The sequence below is a fragment of the Xylanibacter ruminicola genome, assembly GCF_900107775.1.
Taxonomy (GTDB): Bacteria; Bacteroidota; Bacteroidia; order Bacteroidales; family Bacteroidaceae; genus Prevotella; species Prevotella ruminicola_C.
The window spans coordinates 255,582-276,150 of record NZ_FNRF01000003.1 but is presented as its reverse complement, the minus strand read 5'-3'; the positions used below and the strand labels follow the sequence as shown (position 1 = coordinate 276,150).

20 protein-coding genes are annotated in these 20,569 nt (G+C 41.7%); all 20 read right to left on the bottom strand.

From position 1 onward, the window contains the following. Nucleotides 1-13: 13 nt before the first annotated feature. Nucleotides 14-625: a toll/interleukin-1 receptor domain-containing protein gene (locus tag BLU97_RS08700; protein ID WP_074761149.1), complete on the bottom strand. Its 612-nt coding sequence runs from the start codon at nt 623-625 to the stop codon at nt 14-16. Continuing rightward, nucleotides 622-1,164: a toll/interleukin-1 receptor domain-containing protein gene (locus tag BLU97_RS08695; RefSeq protein ID WP_074761148.1), complete on the bottom strand. Its 543-nt coding sequence runs from the start codon at nt 1,162-1,164 to the stop codon at nt 622-624. Before BLU97_RS08695 ends, BLU97_RS08700 begins: the two co-directional genes overlap by 4 nt. 12 nt (nt 1,165-1,176) lie before the next feature. After that, the gene (locus tag BLU97_RS08690) at nt 1,177-1,770 is read right to left on the bottom strand and encodes a hypothetical protein (RefSeq protein ID WP_074761147.1); all 594 of its coding nucleotides are present in this window, start codon (nt 1,768-1,770) and stop codon (nt 1,177-1,179) included. Then, nucleotides 1,749-2,936: a toll/interleukin-1 receptor domain-containing protein gene (locus tag BLU97_RS08685; RefSeq protein ID WP_081352937.1), complete on the bottom strand. Its 1,188-nt coding sequence runs from the start codon at nt 2,934-2,936 to the stop codon at nt 1,749-1,751. Before BLU97_RS08685 ends, BLU97_RS08690 begins: the two co-directional genes overlap by 22 nt. Before the next feature lies 1 nt (nt 2,937). Then, complete coding sequence (locus BLU97_RS08680; protein WP_074761146.1) at nt 2,938-3,549, bottom strand: TIR domain-containing protein; 612 nt, start codon at nt 3,547-3,549, stop codon at nt 2,938-2,940. A gap of 324 nt (nt 3,550-3,873) precedes the next feature. Further along, nucleotides 3,874-4,272: a WbuC family cupin fold metalloprotein gene (locus BLU97_RS08675; RefSeq protein ID WP_074761145.1), complete on the bottom strand. Its 399-nt coding sequence runs from the start codon at nt 4,270-4,272 to the stop codon at nt 3,874-3,876. A 139-nt stretch (nt 4,273-4,411) separates the two neighbouring features. Further along, a complete protein-coding gene (locus BLU97_RS08670) occupies nt 4,412-5,578 on the bottom strand; it encodes a UDP-N-acetyl glucosamine 2-epimerase (RefSeq protein ID WP_074761144.1) in 1,167 nt (388 codons plus the stop codon). 5 nt (nt 5,579-5,583) lie between these two features. Continuing rightward, nucleotides 5,584-6,783, bottom strand: coding sequence for an NAD-dependent epimerase/dehydratase family protein (locus tag BLU97_RS08665; protein WP_074761478.1), 1,200 nt, complete (start codon nt 6,781-6,783; stop codon nt 5,584-5,586). Nucleotide 6,784: 1 nt separating this feature from the next. Beyond that, complete coding sequence (locus BLU97_RS08660) at nt 6,785-7,831, bottom strand: polysaccharide biosynthesis protein (RefSeq protein WP_074761143.1); 1,047 nt, start codon at nt 7,829-7,831, stop codon at nt 6,785-6,787. 54 nt (nt 7,832-7,885) lie between these two features. Further along, nucleotides 7,886-8,290 (bottom strand): WbuC family cupin fold metalloprotein, encoded by a 405-nt coding sequence (locus BLU97_RS08655; RefSeq protein ID WP_074761142.1) that lies wholly within the window; start codon nt 8,288-8,290, stop codon nt 7,886-7,888. 19 nt (nt 8,291-8,309) lie between these two features. Next, nucleotides 8,310-9,374, bottom strand: coding sequence for an MraY family glycosyltransferase (locus tag BLU97_RS08650; protein ID WP_074761141.1), 1,065 nt, complete (start codon nt 9,372-9,374; stop codon nt 8,310-8,312). A 28-nt stretch (nt 9,375-9,402) separates the two neighbouring features. Next, nucleotides 9,403-9,861 (bottom strand): hypothetical protein, encoded by a 459-nt coding sequence (locus BLU97_RS08645; RefSeq protein WP_074761140.1) that lies wholly within the window; start codon nt 9,859-9,861, stop codon nt 9,403-9,405. Then, a complete protein-coding gene (locus BLU97_RS08640; protein WP_074761139.1) occupies nt 9,858-11,354 on the bottom strand; it encodes a hypothetical protein in 1,497 nt (498 codons plus the stop codon). The genes BLU97_RS08645 and BLU97_RS08640 overlap by 4 nt, the downstream gene beginning before the upstream one ends. Before the next feature lie 6 nt (nt 11,355-11,360). Beyond that, nucleotides 11,361-13,286 (bottom strand): ATP-binding protein, encoded by a 1,926-nt coding sequence (locus tag BLU97_RS08635; RefSeq protein ID WP_074761138.1) that lies wholly within the window; start codon nt 13,284-13,286, stop codon nt 11,361-11,363. Nucleotides 13,287-13,295: 9 nt separating this feature from the next. Continuing rightward, nucleotides 13,296-15,722, bottom strand: a complete 2,427-nt coding sequence (locus BLU97_RS08630) for a hypothetical protein (RefSeq protein ID WP_175456346.1) — start codon at nt 15,720-15,722, stop codon at nt 13,296-13,298. A 183-nt stretch (nt 15,723-15,905) separates the two neighbouring features. Next, nucleotides 15,906-17,153, bottom strand: a complete 1,248-nt coding sequence (locus BLU97_RS08625; protein ID WP_074761136.1) for an MBL fold metallo-hydrolase — start codon at nt 17,151-17,153, stop codon at nt 15,906-15,908. 64 nt (nt 17,154-17,217) lie between these two features. Next, complete coding sequence (locus BLU97_RS08620) at nt 17,218-17,424, bottom strand: hypothetical protein (protein WP_074761135.1); 207 nt, start codon at nt 17,422-17,424, stop codon at nt 17,218-17,220. A 494-nt stretch (nt 17,425-17,918) separates the two neighbouring features. Then, a complete protein-coding gene (locus BLU97_RS08610; RefSeq protein WP_074761133.1) occupies nt 17,919-18,815 on the bottom strand; it encodes an NAD-dependent epimerase/dehydratase family protein in 897 nt (298 codons plus the stop codon). 5 nt (nt 18,816-18,820) lie between these two features. Next, entirely contained in the window at nt 18,821-19,393 is a 573-nt protein-coding gene (locus BLU97_RS08605; protein ID WP_074761132.1) for a sugar transferase, read from the bottom strand. 9 nt (nt 19,394-19,402) lie between these two features. Beyond that, nucleotides 19,403-20,569, bottom strand: coding sequence for a CDP-glycerol glycerophosphotransferase family protein (locus BLU97_RS08600; RefSeq protein WP_175456345.1), 1,167 nt, complete (start codon nt 20,567-20,569; stop codon nt 19,403-19,405).

Below are 20,569 nucleotides of genomic sequence, written 5' to 3'. Positions count from 1 at the left end.
TTTCCATAGGAGCCTATTCCCTTTCCAACCAAGTCCGCAATGAAACATAAGTCACCTTTCCTGCCTCATCCACCGACACCACATAATACCCAGATGTAGTAGGATACCCCGGTCGATATTGTATTGTATTAAAAGTAACATCCGCTGAATCGAATCTCACAATATGAGGATAAATCTTCATATACTCATTACCTGTATATGTTGTACTCCACGTATTCTTTATCGGCAGAATTGCAATCTTTTCCTTATACTTCTGCGCATCGCCATATCCCAGTTCCCAGTTACACCAATTCGAAGCAATGGCATTGTCAGTCGCCAGTAGGATAAAACGATCTGTTGCCCGAATAGCGTTTTTAATACGCTGAGCCGTATCCCCCGAAGTCTTTTCTGGCATTCCCGGGTCATCTGCATCAATATAGCACTCAACCCTATAATACCGTTCCAAATACCCAATAAAGCCTTTCAAATCATCCAAATCCGAATGCTTGTGCGACAGGAACACCGTCCTCTTCACGGCCCGTCTTGTTCCCGCAGATAAACTTCGTGACTCTCTTAACACACCACTATACCGCGAATCCTCTATCCTATATGAGGAAAACGCTCCTTGATTAAAAATTTCTATCATTTCTCAACTCGATTTAACCAATCAAACAACATAACGCTCTCGCCATTCCGTTTTCTCACCTTAAACATATGCTCTTTCAAGTCATAATATATCCACGGATATTGCTGTAGGAATTCACGTTTCTTCCATTTACCGTTATTAGGTTTCACAGCCAATATAGCCAAATCATCTACCCCTTTAGCGCAGTCAGAATAACCAATCTCCCAACTACACCAAGAAGACTTAAGTGATTCCGTCGTTACCACGTAAATCACCTTTCTTGCTTTGCTAATCCTATCCTTCAAGTTTTCTGCTGTCCGTGCATCTGTCTCATGATCCATAATAGGGTCTAGCCAATCCACATACGCATTTTCCACACCCTTACTATGTCGAAGAAACTTTATCAGTTTTCTAACAAAACCCATATCATGACTTGAATGAGAAATAAACACATCATATTTTCCATCCTTCGGTGCATTCACTTTTGTCAACTCGCCTCCAGCATATTTATCAGCAAGCCTTTCAATTCTATTCTGTGTGAGAATCCCTTGTAATTCCATTTTCGTCCCCTCTTACAATTCCAACAAATCCTTAAACAGCGATGTATAACTCAGCTCTGTAAGTAAACGTTCATCAAACTCACCAGGATGCTCATCATATATTATTTTGGCAGCAGCTCCAGTCGAAGCAATAGGCAGACAAGTAACCCCAGGATGATATTTCTTAAACAACTTATATTCGTCTTCTACACCCTCCATGCCTCCAATATACACCGAAGCAGCGTATTCATGGTCGCCAATCATCTTCTGTCTCATCAGCAGTAGACTGGCCTCCCTATTTTCCTTCTTTTCCGTGAATTCAATGTTACCAACATTTTCATTCTCCTTGGGAAAGAATTTCTCAAATTCGTATGATTGGTATAGCGTCACTCTGTCTGTCATCTTCAGGTTGTACCGTTCCAATACTAGCGCTATCAGTGGCGTAATAGCGGGTTGCCCTCCCCATATTAAGCGAAAAGCCTTGTTTGCCAGCACTGTCGATGCCAATGCTATCACCGAGTCCCTTATGGCTATCACGTCTGCTGTATCATAATATTTTGGGGATCTGTCTGCCGTAGGCACTCCTGCCGAGAGAAATATATTCTTCACTTGTTCTTCTTTAGCCATGATTCAAATTCTTGCATTTTAATCGTTTTTACTTCCAAATACTTATTCATCCAGTCCAGATGCTCTATCCATCTTGGAAGGATGCTCAGGTCATCGTAGATTAGGAACACCTTGTCTGGCACCTTCACCCTCCATCGCTCCAACATCTTCAACGACTCATGACAATCCGTCGATTGCGGCACTCCAATAGCCGGTATATAATACCAAAAACTATTATCACTCTTCTGCTCCACGAGAAATGTAGGTTCCTTAATGATGGTTCTTCCTTGACGGTTGGCCTCTTTCACGAATTCGCCCGTCAGATTATCCTGTCTGGCTGCAATATTCCTAGCTCGGATAGCTTCAACCTCAACTGCGATTGCATTCAGCACCTTAGTCTTTAGCATCGACGTGTTACGTTTATATCGTTTCCGTCTAAAGTCCAGTTCCGTCAGTTTTTTCGTCGTACTCAGTTGGTCTTTCCCGTCAGACTTCATGCCAGGCCAGTTCACTTGCAGCACACCCACACGCCGGGCATTAGCCTCCGAAATTTCCTCCTTACACCAATCACTTTCCATAAAATTGGGCGAGTTCAACTGTATCAACACATCACTGTCCGTAATTCTATGGTGCAACTCCGCTTGGAAGTCCGCTGCTCCACGAATGGAATAAGTATCCAGAAAAACATCAAACTGATGACGCGAAAGCACATCATATAATTGATTAGCTATCGCCGCAGAATCCGACCGTTTATAACTGATAAATACACGACGTTTTTTTCGTAATAATCTCAATTCCTCAAAAGCCACGTTAACAATGCTGTCTAGCTTATCATCCGAATAACACACACCATTGATAGGCTTCAGCACTGCAGGAACCTCGTTCTCAAACTGTCCGTCAGTAAAGAATACCGGATATACAGCATCTCCATTTCCCATCAGTTTCCTGAGTGCATCCACGTCCTTATCCCCATGGCCTAGTTTACCAAAGTAATAGGTAAAAGTGGGTTTTCTCGAATCATAACCGCCCTCCTCCATAGGAGTCATGGTCAACGTTCCATCCAATACCGCAACCAACGACTTTACAAAACTCCGCTCATTCAACATTTCAAAAAAACGCTCACGAACCTTACGACACGCCTCGCATCTCGTATCGCCTAATAATATCAGTTGATAATAACTATTCATATCATCTCGTCTTTGTCAGAATATACCCACTTGCATCGTTCTCACTTTTGTCGTAAGCATTGTCAATGTAATATCCTGTATTAGCAAGAAAAGCGTCCTCCTCAACAAAAGAAATATAATTACCTGTCATTTCATTTATACAATGACAACTCGGGCAAGAATATACTTTTGGATCTTGATTGAACCGATTGTTATTAATAATGTCGAAAAGTTTATAACTATTAAAGTTCTGCACCCTACAGCCGTCGGTATTTGTTGTCATATATTTAAGCCAGTCATAGCTGCCGTTTACCTTCATTATTACACCCACTACACCGTTTGTATGCGAAGTACGATCTTTACGAGTTATATCCTTCAGGCAGTATTCTATTTCCCAATCTATCCACTTGCTCTGCTTCAAATTGGGTGAAAGGATAACAATTGTTACAGATGTGTCAAACATCATATTTTTCAAGTTTTTCTTGATATTCTCAGTTGTTGTGTCAGTAAGATCAGGCGAGTCAGATGTTTCCCCTTTATAGTAGGTTGCGTCATCACCCATTGCGACAATGATACGATCTCTCAATGCTCTTGCCTCACTATATTTATAAGAAATAAATGTTTTGTGCGCCATAATCAATAATCTTTAATTGTTTGTAATAATTAACTTATAGTATCGGAATAAATGTGCCACTTGTATCGGAAACAAATGTACCATCTCTTTTGATTTCGCTATTCCGTTGGCAAATATACAAAATTTCGGAATATCACCAAACAAAACACACGAAAAATAGCAGAAATGTGTAGAAAAACAACAAACGCCCCGAAAAAGAACTTATCTTCTCCGAGGCGTTTGCGTTCAACGCTCAACCTGTTGATGTCACGTACCCGTCCCTTGGCAGGGTGGCACGAACTGAAGCGCCCCCCAAAGTTTGGACGGCATCTCGTTCCTTCTACATCATATCTTCAGTACATCACCCTCCTTTATCGGTTCGTAGGGGCCATTCTTCATTTCCAGAATGCAGGTGCCGCTCTCCAACGCTCTCACTGTATGCCACATGCCCATCGGAATGTTCACAGCCACATTTATACCGTTCGGCTCCAATATAAACGACTCAGTATATTTACAGTCCTGTTCGTCATAATATTCCACCCTAAGTTTCCCCCTCAGGCACACCATCGTTTCCGAAGTCTTCTGATGCCTATGGATAGGTAATATACTACCTGGCTCGATGGCATTCAGCATTCTCTGGCTTCCATCGTCTGCAGAATCACGAAGATCCAGATTCATCCTCAACCTTTCCGAAACCTTAGCCTGTTCCGTCAGGTCGTCCAATATTTCTTGGTTTATCGTCATGTTTACGATAAAGTTCTTAATGTTTCAGATGCAAGGCAACCAGATGTCAGGGACCCGTCCCCTGGCAGGATGGACAGGGGGCTAGAACTTCCTCCACACCTTTGAAGCCCCTTGGTAAGGGGCTGGCCTAAGCCAGGGATTAAGATTTCCTCCACACCATCTTATTCACAATCCCAACGTAAGATTGTATAATCTTTACCACCTTGGTAGATACGTTCTCTTCTACGTAATCGGGAACGGGGATACCGTAGTCACCATTCTGATTCATCGTCACAGCCGTATCCACTGCCTGCAACAGGCTCACCTCATCAATACCGGCGATAAAGAAGCAGGCTTTATCCAAAGCCTCAGGGCGCTCTGTTGATGTTCTGATGCATATAGCAGGGAACGGATGACCTACCGAAGTAAAGAAGCTACTCTCCTCAGGCAGCGTACCACTATCCGACACCACAGCAAAGGCATTCATCTGCAAACAGTTGTAGTCGTGGAATCCAAGAGGCTCATGCTGAATCACACGACGATCCAGCTCAAAGCCCGACTGCTCCAAACGTTTGCGACTGCGTGGATGGCAGCTGTACAGAATCGGCATGTCGTACTTTTCTGCCATCTTGTTGATAGCATTAAACAGCGAAAGGAAGTTCTTCTCTGTATCGATATTCTCCTCGCGATGGGCGCTCAGAAGGATATACTTACCTTTCTCCAATCCTAAGCGCTGGTGAATATCACTGGCCTCAATCTCAGCCAGATTCTGGTGCAGCACCTCAGCCATGGGGCTACCAGTTACATAAGTACGTTCCTTAGGCAAGCCACAATCAGCCAGATAGCGGCGTGCATGTTCTGAGTAAGCCATGTTCACATCACTGATGATGTCCACGATTCGGCGGTTGGTCTCTTCAGGCAGGCACTCATCCTTACATCTGTTACCTGCCTCCATGTGGAAGATGGGGATATGCAAACGCTTGGCACCAATCACTGACAGACAACTATTGGTGTCACCCAATACTAGCACAGCATCCGGTTTCGTCTCTACCATCACCTTATAACTCTTGTCGATGATGTTACCCATTGTAGCACCAAGGTCATCACCCACAGCCTCCATATAGATGTCAGGATCAGCCAACTTCAGGTCCTTAAAGAACACACCATTCAGATTATAATCGTAGTTCTGACCTGTGTGAGCTAACAGACAGTCGAAATACTGACGACACTTATTAATTACAGCTGCCAGACGAATGATTTCAGGGCGAGTACCCACGATAATCAGCAGCTTCAGCTTACCATCATTTTTAAAATGCTTTATATCCATAGCTATTATACTTTTTCAAAAAATGTATCAGGACGATTCGGATCAAATATCTCGTTGCAGTACATCACGGTTACTAGATTTTCTGTATCACTCAAGTTAATGATGTTGTGGGTGTACCCAGGCAACATGTGGATGCACTGGATGTTATCACCACTTACCTCAAACTCAATCACTTCATCAGTACCTAACTTGCGTTCCTGAATCAAGCCATGACCAGCAACGACAATAAAGAACTCCCATTTAGTATTATGCCAGTGCTGACCTTTGGTGATACCAGGCTTGGAGATATTGATAGATACCTGACCTGCATTCAAGGTATGCACCAGTTCCGTAAACGATCCACGGTCATCCACATTCATCTTCAAGGGGAATGCCACCTTTTCCTTGGGCAGATAACTGAGATAAGTTGAATACAGTTTCTTTGCGAATGAGCCGGAAGGTATTTCTGGTATCATCAGTGTCTTGGGCTGTTCAGCGAAACTCTTCAGCAGTTCAACGATCTCTCCAAGAGTTACCTTGTGAGTAATCGGGCAATAGCGATAGCGGCCTGTTTGGGCAGGCTCAACATCCAGTCCGTTAAACTCGCACTTGTGCCCCTTACCCTGCAAGATAGCAATCATTTCGTCAACCAGGTCGTCAATATAGAGCAGTTCCAGCTCTACAGATGGATCGTTCACCGTATAAGGCAAATCATTCGCAAAGGCATTGCAGAAAGTAGCCACAGCCGAATTATAATTAGGTCTGCACCATTTACCAAACAAGTTCGGAAAACGATACACATGTACTTCTGCACCCGTTTCTTCCTGATACTTCAGAAACAGATCCTCACCAGCCTTTTTCGAGCGGCCATAGTCCGAGTTGCCGAAACGTCCCGTCAACGAAGCCTGCTGGCTACTCGACAGCATCACAGGGCACTTATTCCCATACTTCTTCAGCGTATCCAGCAACGTCGATGCAAACCCGAAGTTTCCCTGCATAAATTCAGAAGCTTCCTTCGGTCTGTTCACGCCAGCCAGATTAAAAACGAAGTCTGCTTTCTGGCACCACTCTGAAAGTTGCTCTGGAACAGAATCAATGTCATACTCCCAGACTTCGTCAATCTTCAGTTCCGGTCGGGTTCTATCCTTCCCATCTTTGATATTCTTCAATGCAGCACAAAGGTTCTTACCTACAAACCCCTTTGCCCCAGTTACCAGTATCTTCATATTATACCAGATTAGGAATTCCATTAAGTTCATTCTGAATATACTGCAAACTTGCAATCTTCTCCTTCGTCTCTTCGAGATTCAGAATTCTCGTGTTGTTCGAGTTAAACTCCTCGATTAGCGCACGCTTGGTATCACCCTCCTTAAAGTACTTATCGTAATTCAAATCGCGGTTGTCAGCAGGCACTGCATAGAAGTTACCCATGTCGATAGCCTTGGCAGCCTCCTCCTTAGTTAGCAAGGTCTCGTACATCTTCTCACCATGGCGGATACCAATCACCTTGATTTCCTCCTTCTTACCACCAAACAGCTCACATACAGCCTCGGCTTGTGTCTGGATGGTACATGCAGGTGCTTTCTGCACCAGTATATCACCATTCTTACCATTCTCAAAGGCAAACAGCACCAAATCAACAGCCTCTTCCAGGCTCATGATAAAGCGTGTCATCTTTGGCTCAGTCAGTGTGATAGGATTACCTTTGCGAATCTGGTCAATCCAAAGAGGAATCACACTGCCACGGCTGCACATCACATTGCCATATCGTGTGCAGCAAATCTTAGTGTCACCACTCAATCGACTCTTAGCCACGGCTATCTTTTCCTCAATAGCCTTAGTAATACCCATGGCGTTAATAGGATATGCGGCCTTATCCGTTGAAAGACAAATCACGCACTTCACGCCCGCGTCAATAGCAGCATCCAGCGTATTGTCTGTACCAATCACATTCGTCTTCACAGCCTCCATCGGGAAGAACTCACAACTAGGGACCTGCTTCAGGGCTGCTGCATGGAATACATAGTCCACACCCTTCATAGCGTACTTCAATGTGCTCTTGTTGCGCACATCACCTATGTAGAACTTTATCTTGTTAGCCACCTCCGGCATACGTGCCTGAAAATCATGGCGCATATCGTCCTGTTTCTTCTCGTCGCGACTAAAAATTCTAATCTCACCAATGTCGGTTCTCAAAAAACGATTAAGAACGGCATTACCAAAACTACCTGTACCTCCAGTAATCAGGAGGGTTTTGTCTTTAAATACTGACATAATATTTTATTTCTTTATTGATAATAATTCTTACTTGTGTTATTTCATCCATATTTATAAGGACAGAATGTCTTCTGACCCAATAGGTTCATACCCCCCATTCTTCATCTCCAGTATACACGTCCCTGATTCCAGCGCATGCACTGTATGCCACTGGCCCATCGGAATACTTACTGCCACATTGGCACCACCAGGCTCAATGACAAACGACTCCGTACACATCCGTTCAAGCTCATCATAAAACTCTACCTGCAACCGCCCCCTCAGACACACCATCGTTTCCGATGTCTTCTGATGCCTGTGAATCGGCAAGACGCTTCCCGGCTCTATAGCATTCAACATCCTCTGACTCTGGTCAGTTTCCGAATCTCGCAGATCCATATTCATTCTTAGTCTTGGACTCTCCTTTGCCTTTGCGGTCAGTTCATCCAATATCGCTTGTGTTATCTTGTCAACCATAACTTTCAATTATCAATTTTCAATTAGAGCGTAGCGACTCTAGGTACTCTTCATGCAAGTGGTAATACTTTCGCATAAATACAACATACGCCACTGCCATTACAGCCCCTGCGCTCACTAAATATATCCAGTGCGCCAAGATGGTATTCGGACATAGGTAGATGAATCCCAGCGATACCGCTAACTGCATGCCCATATACAGCAGACTTACCACCACATGACTCATCCCCAGCTCATTCGCCATCAACTGATACGCATGTTTCCTATGCGCCTGACCGAGGTTCTCGTGCAGTATAATTCTATGGAATATCGTCATACTTCCGTCAATACCGTAAATCAGGAAAAAAACTATGTACGTCACATCCTGTGTAGCAAACATCAACCTGCCCAAGGCAAAAAGAATGATAAAAGCAATACCAATACTTCCTACATCACCGGCAAAGCACTTCGCCTTTCCTTTTGGACGGAAGTTGAAAATGCTGAAAACCAAAACACCAATAATAGCAACGATGAGATAACTTGGATCTATAAAATCACCCACTTTCAACTGACTCTCAACACTAAACTCTAAACTATCAACTATTAGCAATGGTACTAACATTGCTATGCTGTATGCAGCCGTAATGCCATTAATACCATCCATGAAGTTAATAAAGTTCGTGGCTCCTACGCAGAAAAACAAAGCTATCAGCACTATCAATGCTATCAGCCACCAACTCAAGTCAAGACCATATACCCCTATCGGCCAGAACATAAGCAGTATAGACACAATCTGCACCACCATTCTCAATGAATCCGGCAGCGAATGTATATCATCCACGAAGCTGATTCCTGCCACCAACACCAATCCACCCAGGAACGGCAAGTACGCCGTAATGCTATTGCCCCGAACAACCATCAAGACAGCCCACGCAACCACACTCAGAGTGAATATCACACCACCACCTCTCAATACGATAGTAGAATGGCTCGATCTCTCGTTCGGCTTATCAATGATATTACACTTATCAGCAATCTTAAAATACACTAGTTCCGCTATCAGCAGTACCACTGCAATAATTCCATATGTAATCCAAATATTCATATTTATCTCAATAATCTTATTTATATCTTTATTCCAGAATAGACATAATTCTGCCCTTCAATTCCACCTCTCCTATACCTTTTTCTACCACCTCGTTAGCTAGTTCATACAATTGCTCGGCCACAGGCTGCAACCGAACTCCCTCCCACTGTGCATCTTCGTCACATAGCTGTGAGCATTCTTCATCTAACGCCTTTACATTTACGTGATGGAAGCTAAACTGTAATCCATAGCATTTTACAAACAAGCAGTCCTCATTTTGCTTATAACATATTCCTTCACATAGGTCTTGTTTGTTGTTCTTAGCAATGTCCATCGCAAGGTACATGACTTTAGGTTTTATCATACCATAAGTCAGAACGTCCTTGTATTCCTTCTTCTTAACCAAAGCATTCAGATAGTTCAACGCACATAAGCGCAGAAACAGCCCTTGTTTCGTTTTGACCTCTTGTTCTGCTTGTCTAAGAATATCTTCAATAGTAATCATATCCTCTCTAACTTTTTCAGCATCTCTCTCAACTTGTCAGAGGTTTCTTCCCACTGTGCCATTACCTCAGGGTCAGAGATTTTATATTTCATCAGTTTATCAAACTCGTCTATCTTGTCATAGTAACCAGCAAACATCATTTCAGTTTCAGTCTGAATCTGTTTACTTTCCCATCCTATCACATCATTATACAACCTAACAATATCATTCATCACCTGTAGAAACTCAGTTAACGAATTCATTTCCTCCTTCGCTACAGGATGTCTAAAATAGTCCAGAACAAGGAAAGCTGATTCATTGTGTCGTTTCTTGTTAGTCCCTACATGTGTGAGAGCCACAATCATATCTTCATCCTGCAAAAGTTTGCTCTCAGCTAATACTTCAAGTTTCTTTTCTATAAAGTCGGCCTTTTTAAAAGCGTCATCATCTCCCTTTTTTTGAATGGCTGTCTTTATAGATCGATTCCAGAATGAATCGTCTCGTTTATGCGCATCAAAGCCATACAGCTTTTTAAACCCCTCGTGTACTGAAAGTATGAAATATGCCAGATTCAGTCTAATCTCAGCAAAAGTCTCAGACAGAGAAAAAGCACGGAATGTACTTATCGTATCCAGATAGATATACAAGATATGTAGCCCTATATTGTTTTTTGTCATAGCATCCCAATAACCGCATTGGGTAATGTCTACATTGAACTGAGAACATACCTTCTTGGCCGCACTTATCTGGTGCATGACTTGATTGACTATACCGCTATATTTTTCCAGTGCTTCATCAAATGCATCAACCTTTTCGTTCCTATTCCCTACAACATCAAATACTTGATGAGGCATAGGGTAACCCATTGCCATATCATAGGCAGCGCCCAAATGCCCTTTCAATTCCTTTATTAGTATGTTATGAATAGGCTGTAGAAAAGCCCCGGCCGCTGCGACTCTTTCCGTCACGCTTCGTTCCGTCACGCTCTCCATACTCTCAAAAAATTCTGTTGGGTCGTCACTAAAATGTTTAGCTACATCTCTTAGTGTACCATCCTCTTCTTGTGCGTATTCTTGTAGAAAACGCTGCGAAGCTTCATTAATAGTCTGACATTCGGCCGGATAAATATTCTTTAATGATACCTCCAGTTCCTTCCAAAGTGTCAACTTTTCAGTGAAGCCAAAGAGATATTTATATGTCTCATGCAGTGTGACTACACTCCGCCTGATAATGTATTGTTTTTCTACATTAAGCTTTGCTTTTAAGCTTGCCCTCAATTGAGCACACAAACACAGGTTCGTATAGCATACATTCGCATGCACACGCAGTATTTTTCCGATATACCCTTTCTTTTCTTCATCAAGCGCCGGAACGTTATCTTGCTTGAGGAGCTCCACCAACCTCAAGTCGGCATGCATCTCTTTATAACTAGACTCCAGTGTTAGCAGCATATTCACAATAAGGCTGTTAATCGTTTCCGGAGATGCGGGTTTATTTTTGTTCTCGGTCTCCATAAAGCCTTAAATCGCAGTCAGCGCAGTTCCTGAGAATCTGTTTATGATGGTGGATTCCATTGCGGGTGGTGTGGCAGGAGGTATATTTAATCCCAATGCCGTGCTTACTGTATTGAAAACGCCACGTAAACTGTCATAGTCCTGCGCCGCGACAGTTGCTGTAGTTGAAGAAATGACCCGTATCTTCACGTCTTTATAGTACCGGACTCCCGCAACCTCAACGCTCGTCCATTTCTCCATCACATCGAAGACAATAGTTTCATTGGCAGCGCCATTACTTACCGTCATAGCGAATTCGTCTCGGTGATGACCAACGCCTTCACAGATGGTTTTCAAACTGTCTGCAATGCTTTTTAATCTATCAATCTCAGTGACAGCACCCGTAAGTTCAGCTTTAAAAACAGGCGTATGACTGTCATCATGTGAGAGTGGGTTAAGTAACCTCTTTCGGTAAACAGAAACAGATGGCAAATCCGCTATTGAGATTTCATATAAGCTACAAAAATCGGATGCAAGTTTTCCAATCAGTCCACTCATATCAGCCTGTATCACTTCACCATTGGTCTTTTGAACCAATTGTAGATTTTGTGGTAAAAGTCGCTTCAGTTGCTGTTCGCAGTACTTTCTTAGATAATTAGCACAGGCCGGGTAGTCTCCTTTCTCAAAATGATATTCTGCTTTGTCCCGATAAGTTTGCGTGGGGTGGAACCACGGTTTGGGCGCTGCACCTGCCGCTGTATTTTTCTTTTCAAGCATCTCATAAAAGCACCACCTTCCATCCTCGCGTTTTTCGCATATCAGCATTCGCATTGTCTCAAAGAAAGCTCGGTCATGAGTAAATACTAAAAGTTGTCTGTTTTGAGCCTTCTTAAGAAGGAGTTTTATAACTGGGATTCTTGCACTCATGTCTAGACTGAGAAGTAGGTCATCAATACATAGCACAGGAGAGACATCTCCCGTAGAAATGAGTTTATAATCAGAGATAGCCAGTCTCAGTGCAATACCAATGCAAGTAAGTTTCGACTCATTAAAGAATGTAGCTAAATGCGCTATATCGGTTGACCAACCTGGCACATTGCCATCCACGACATGTGCTTTAACACTGATTGAGGGAGAATGAACTTTCCCATCTTTATATTTTAAACATCCTGGCTTCAACAGATTGAACGGAACATCTGTTATATCCACAACTAAGGAGATATTCGGCAACAGGAGGTCGTTATGCAACATATCATTCGCTGAATGCTCCACTTGCATAAGGATATATTCCATTTCTGCTTTGAAATCAGAGAGCAGTGTCATAAACCGACTATACTCATCCGTCTTGCGATTCACCTGACCTCTTTTGGTCAAAGGCAGTTGGACGCTTTTTATATATGTCCACCACTCTTCTGCAGTCGTTCCGTCCGGAGCGGCAGAGGTTCCGTCAACTCTTATATAAGATCTTCTGAAATACAGATATTTAAAAAGGTCCTTTTCAAAACCTTTGAACAGGTCAATATCGCGACTGTTTTTCTGATATATCCACTCTGACAACATTCGGTAATTAAACATATCAAATGCCGCAGTTGTGTATTTCATAAAATCATCAGCAGCCACCTGGGTTGTAATGTTGGCCAAAGAAATTTCATAATTCTTTGGAACAGCACCTGCTATCAGTGGAGTAAATGTTGTCCTCACATTAGCTGGGTCGCCCGGCTGGCAATAGCGGTTCCTGAGATGTTGGCCATCTCCAGGATTAAAATACTTTTGGACATCTGCTACAGGCTTTCTTCTACTCTCCATCAGAGTATATAAGCCCCAGACTATAGAACTCTTACCGGATCCATTCTCCCCATACAGGAGAACATTCTTCCCTCTGACAGGGAATTCGAATGGTCCGTTGAAGAATTTGAAATTCTCCAGTTCTATCTTCTCAAGCGTCCAATCCATAAGCAGCGACTACTCCGCACGGTTAATTACAATTCTGGCCTTCTTCATATTATCCATCAACAGGTTGCCTGGTTGCAGAAGAAGCCCTGTCAATTGTCGTGCCCCCTGTTTGTCATCCTCGTCTATTTCCGTCATTGTTTTCACGAAAGGTTCCATAAACTTAATGCCTGTTTCTTTCGGAAATTCAGGTCGGAACAATTCCAGACTCAGATAATCTCTTAGGTTGGACAACAAATCCTTTTGAAGCCTCTCCTCGCGACTCAAGGCCGTTTCAATAATCTTAAACTGGGCAATCATTCGCTCCAATCTTCCGAATGCAGTCTGTTGCTCTAAACTGCAATATGGCAGATTCAAGGATTTAATTCTCTCTATGGTCAATGCCCCTAATCTTGTATCTTTCTTATTCAGCATTAAACGAAACAGAGACGAGTTCAACAGAAATGCAATATATTCAGGTAAAACCATTTCTCGAATTTGAGCAACGTATGCCGGAACGTTTTGGCTTACCAACGTATTGACAAACACATAGCCTTCGTCAATTCCCAGTTTTTTGGGGAATAACAGATACTTTCCTGCCTCAGTAAGCGATTGGGGATTTGAATATGTCTTCACATCTGCTATTTTTCCTAGAAGGATTGATTTATCATTATACAAATTGTCTGTTTCTTCCCTGAAGGACTGCCTCTGTATCAAGTCGTCTTCTATCTTTAGCAACTCAAGAATCAGTAAGATAAGCAAACGGTTGTAAGCGCTACGATGCTTATAATCCTGATTGGGGCTACTGTTGGTTCCGTGTACATACCTATTCCTTAAAGCAGGCCCATTGGTAAACGGAGTATTGTACATATAATAATCAAAGTAATTCCGTTCCTCTATGGAAAGCAAATGATTATCAGCTTCCAACCAATCCTTAGCAGCCATTTCTGCTAATAACTCCTGACCGTATACACCAAAAGCCAATACGGGGCAGCTGTGATACTCATATAACTGTTTAAGGAGCCCTATCTCCACCTTCTTTTCCACATAAAGAAGCCCCTCTTCATTGATCGAGAGAAAACCTTCCCCTATTAGATAGTCTATATCCCCTTTCTGATAAGCAGCATAGTTCTCATAAGGTATCTTACCATCTTGTTCTACCAGCATCTGGAAGAATGAAACATAGTGATTATCCTTGAAAGGCTCCACAAATGTCAACATACTTTGGTCACTGAAAAGTAGATGGAATAACCTAAACAGTTCTCCTGGTTTCCCTTTTATGGTATAGTATTTAACCTGATTACAACTGGCAGCATTCGATACTCTCACAGTATCAGATGAGATTTGCAAAAGATCCTCATTAACATCTCCACGCTTTGCATATAAATGGTATCTTTTAGCCACTGCATCAATTTCTGGTGCAATGATCCTGCATTTAGAAACCCAGTCCACTTTTTGGTCAGGCAAAGAAAGTACAGTAGAAGGATACCCATATTTCGTTTTCAGATATGTTTCATAAAAGAACTTGATAGCACTTTCTAATGTACGTCCATCGCCTTCCAAAGCATTTTGCAAGGCTTCTATTTGCAGCATGGATATAGCCTCATGGTAGCGGAAAGCAATATTGGTCGTATACGAATATTTACCCGTTAGCCCCATTGTCCTTTCAAAAACGCCGGAATCCGACAATTTAGATACTAATGAAACCATTCCGTTATTTGTCAGTAGCTCAAATCCATACCGGCAATAATGCAGTAATTCTGCATCCTTGAACTCAAGCATAACGGATTTGGAGTAGCAAAGGACAGCGTCGCCTTCCTCGTCATGTTCAACCCACTTCAATGGTTTATTGGCATCTCCGCTTAAACGCACTGCATACTTAAAATGCACACCATTATTTTCATTAAAATACTTATTGTTCAGCGTGTGTTCCAAGTTTTTCGCTTTCAAGACAACATCGTCTGACAGTTTAAGGTTGGCATCCTTTTTAGCAACTAATACCAAACGAACATAATTCAAATTAGGTTCAGGTAAATCTAAGTATGCAGAAATGATGTTCTCTCTGTCAGAGAGTGAAAGTGAAGATGGGAAATAGATATGCTCTTTACTGCCAAACTTATCATCCTCAACAAACTCGCTCAGTAGCCATTCCGCTGTATGCTCGTTTTCTTTAAGCAATTGGGCGAGCATCTTATCATAGTTCTTAACCAGTCTTTCCCTTTGCAGTAAATAACGCAAGTCGTATGAATTATCACACAATGCTTTACGCAAGGTTTCTAAATCTATAAAACTCTTGATATTAAATCTGTCTATGATTTCCCAAAAGTAGTGTCTATACTCAAAGTTTATCTTTTTATAGGTCTCTACCCATGTATTATTATTGAGATCTGAAAAGAACGGGATAATAACCTCTTTGTAGCTCTTTATTTCCTGCAATGTATCCTCCGTCCAACTTTTCATATATATACCATTCTCAATGAAAAGCCAGATATTATATAGTTCTATAACATCATTTACTTCGTCAGGTCTCCATCCGTCATGATACCTAGCAATTATCTCTTCCGCATTTTGCAGATAGTAAGATATGCTCATATCATAGGTGGAAAAATATTGTATCCTATTTCTCATACAAATTATTCGCTTTTATCCCATTATCACATTTCCATTCCCCCAGTTCAACTCTACGAAATGCGGAGCATCTTCAGTTTTCACCAAGGCATTTCTCCCACCCCAATATGAAGTAACAACTGGGCTATAAATACCTGGATATGCGCCATCGCGTCCCATTAGAATTGCTTTGCTGTTATGTATGGATATACAATCCATCGGTCTTCTGGGATGATTTGGATCTGGATTCAAACAGGGAATGTCTGGATGCCCATTCAGACTACCATGATGCGAAATAGCATAGTAGCTAATACCACACAACTTCGGGCTGCACGACTTCTTCTTCGTCATGTTGTCAAATCCTCCCCGTTCCAAGTCACCAGGAAACACCATACTCTTCCCGCCAAGCGAGAACTTGACCACAGTTGAGCTATTATTCGCCTTGCCCACCACACGCGATGGTTTAACTTTCACCCCTGTCGTTCCCTTACTTCTATATAGCCTGCATTCAGGATGAAGAAACTCGATAGCGCCACGACTATTACGGGCTATGGGCTCTATAAACTTGACGTTCGCATTAATCAATGCTTGCCAAGTTTTCAGATACATTGATCCCGCCATGTGATAGTAAATGTTCCAAAAGCACAGTGTATTATTATCAATATATCCTTGATTTACAAGATACTCCACTCCAGCATAATGGTCTGCATGGTGATGAGTCAAGAAGAAGCGTCTGATAGTAATCTTATCATCTGGCTGTTTCCCCAACTTCTTCCTTATCTCATCAAATGCCGCTTCGAGATTACTTGCAAATTGGTTTCCACTGCCCTTTTCTGACAGCGAGCAGTCCACCATCCACACCTCATATCCTCCTCCATATTGAAGCAGGATAACGCTACAATTCCCATGATGAACATTGATATGATAGGAGATAATAATATCGTTTTGTTGGGTCTTCAGTCTATTCAGAAGACTCACATCCTCCCGAGTTTCCTCAGTAAGATGGCGTTTTATAGTTAATTCAAGTAATCTTTTGTATTCGTTGAACGCATTCCTTGCAAATGCTGTTGTATTGCCGTAAAAGAACTGCTTATTATCGTCACAGAATACATACCAACCTTCTTGTATGCGGCCTTTATAGTTGCTCATCTCAAGATTGACGTCCTGCAACACTTCTACACGAGCCTTCTCCTCATTAGGGGCTGTCGGTAATAATGACACTACAGCCATTCCACCTCCTATAGGTTGGTATATGCTGTCTACAAAATACAGGTTCTTCGACATACTAACTCTCTATTTACAAATCCCAGTCTTAAACTATTATATCAGGTTATAACTCCGCAAGTCCTTAGATCCGTGCCTCCGTTATTCCAAATGTTGTATACCCCTGCTTCCTTATTTCCGCAAGTCCGTCCTCGATGTCCTCCATCGAGAACTCTCCTCCCCACATCCTATACACATACTCTGGAGTTATCAATTCCGAATCGAAGGAGCAGGAACGGCCTTCGCATTCCATAAATTCCTTCAGCCTATCCATCATTGTCGTATCAGTCATAACCTTTAACCATTAATCATGAACCGTGCACCAGTCTTGCCATGAACCAAAAATTCTCCATGGAGCATGAACGGACTTCATTTTCCATGAAATCTTTCAAGCGTTCTAAAATACTATTATTCATGTTTCTTTCCTTTTAGGGCAACGGATATCCCCAGACACATTCTATTCCATGTGACCTTTATGGCATCCAATGGGAATATAACAAAGTACCGTCCAAAATCTACAACATGTTTCCATGCTGAAATGGCTTTGTTCTGCTGTTCCAGCATCTGAATTTCGCCAATCCATTGTAGAAGCAATGCTTTAGGAGGTTTAATTGCATACTTTTCCAAACCACAATAACAAGTCCTAATACCGACTGCTCTTGTGCCAGTCGGTAAATCTCCTGCCAATTTATGACTTCATCCGTTCCTTGATAAATCTCTTTCTCCCCAAAACCTGCTTGGATCAATTCAAAGAAGGACCTTTGATGGCTATTTCCTCTCACAAGTTCAAATCTTGTAATATGTTAATACATCCAGCGGCTCCCAATTCAATTCACGTCTAGCTTTCTCATTGCTGAAAGTCAATGATTTTGTCATCTTCTCCAATTTATAACTATTGATGGGTGCTTTTCTACCCAACAAATCACCCACTTTAGCCATACACCATGCCATCCAATAAGGAATACTAATAGGTTTACTTTTACCTAATTGTTTTGCAACTGACTTAGAAATATCACCGAATGAAGGCTGACGAGTATCGCAAACATTATATATGCCGCCCTTCTCCTCCAATAATGGTATAAGTCTGGCAATATCCTCTGCCATCAGAATACTCTTAACAACCTTACCCCCAGCAATGTTCATGTAGAACCCTTTTTTGATACCGTTCACCATAGCACCAAGATTACCTGGTGCATTTTTACCTGCGAGTAAAGAAGGACGAAGAATACTTAATCTTACATGATAATCCAAACACCATTTAGTCAGGTATTGTTCAGCTTTTATTTTGCTATCAGCATATGGCGTTTTTCCATTCAATGGATGTGTTTCATCAATCAGCTCGCCATACTCACAGCCATAAACAGCAACCGTGCTAATAAAAATCAGCACTTTGGGCACACCTACACTTTCCAGTGCTTTACACAAATTCACCGTTCCCTGATAGTTCACATCATAAAACACCTGCTTCTCTGCTTCTGTTTTTGGCACGGTATGCGCTTTTCCTGCTGCATGTAACACCACATCGTAATGTGTATTGATTGCAGGTACTTCCTTGGCAATATTTATCTTGATGTCGTCATCATCTGTCAAACCAATGGTATGCACATCATACGTTTTTTCCAAAATTGGGCGTACGTTGTAACCCAAGAACCCAGAAGCACCTGTAAATAATAATTTTTTCATTTTCCTTAGTTTCCTCCAAAAAATATAATCTTAACAGTCTCTGCAATTATCTTCATATCTCCCCAGAAAGACTGGTGCACCATATAATACAAATCCAAGTTCAATCGTTTCAACATCTTCTCCATGTTGTCTGTATAACCATTATAGAGTGTCGCATAAGAAGTCAGTCCAGGTCTAATTTGATATAGCTCAACATATTTTGGATTCTCCTTGACGATCTGATCTATATAGTATTGTCTCTCCGGCCTAGGCCCCACTATCGACATATCGCCTTTTAACACATTCCACAACTGCGGCAATTCATCTATATGATGTTTTCTTAGGAATCTTCCTATCGAAGTCTCTCTGTCATCATTTTTCTTTGCAAGTCTTGGTTGTCCTTCTTGCTCACTATCCTGACGCATTGAGCGAAACTTATAAATATTAAACGATTTTCCACCTCTTCCAATCCTTTCTTGTGTAAAAAACACCGGATCTCCTTGGAATATCTTCAAAATAACTACAATCAGCAGATTAAGGGGGAACAAGACTATGAGACCAATAACAGAACAGACAATATCAAAAACTCTCTTTGACATATTTACCTATCAGTCCTTCAGTTGATGATCCAATTCATCTAAAACCATTTCTGTAGCATGACCACCAGCCTCTATATACTTTTCTCTGAATGCTGCATACTTATCTTTGTCCACATCATTCATGACATCCTCGATCCTTTTCCAGATTTCTTCCTCTGTCCTCAGTACACCACCAGGATATACTTTGTCCAAATCGTAATAGAAACCACGCTCAACATAATAACGATCATAATCGAAACCAAAACAGATGAATGGAATATGAGCCACAGCGCTATCATAAACAATTGTAGAATAGTCAGTTATCAACACATCGGTAATCGCAAGGATATGGTTCAGATTATCATACGAAGAACAATCTCGTGAAAAATCATCGTACTGCATATTGAAGATTGTAGTAAATGGATGCATCCTGAACAAAACAACATACTCTTCGCCGAACCTTTCACGCCATTTCTCTATATGAATGGGGGGTTCTACGCGATACGACAAACCTCCATCCTTGCTATCCCTCCAAGTAGGAGCATAAAGAATTACTTTTTTTCCATCGGGAATATTAAATTGCTTTCTGTATTTTATCCTGTCTTTATCTGTTATATGAAACAGTTCGTCATTGCGAGGGAAACCTACCTTACGAATATATTCTGCTCGACAGTTAAAGTCTCTAATAAAAATATCTTTTTCGAAATCACTCTGAACGAGCATCATATTGACATTCGACAAGTCATAGTCGTGCCGACTTGCACAAGCATTACCTATCTTCTTGGTTCCTGCACCATGCCACGTATTGATATAGATGGTATCATTCTTCTTTATAGTAAGACCACGTTCAATATTCACACAGGTTATCCACACTTTAGCTTTCAGTGCTGTTTTGAAATACTCCCATGTATCTATTTTGATACACTTTGCCCCTTTCAAATCAAACTTTTCGGGATGTTCAAATGCCCAAACATACTTCAAGTTCTTGAAACGATGGTCATCTTTCATCGTTTCAAAAAGAACCTTTGGACTATCATTATATTTTTTCCCTACCCAAGAATTGATTAAGACCAGGTCTTTATCAATCTTAAAGAACTGCCCGACAAGCCTGAAAAACAAGCTCATACATATTCTATAAGTATACTGAATCCACTTGTAATGCTTCAGTATATATACAAGTCTTTCTCTGATTTCCAT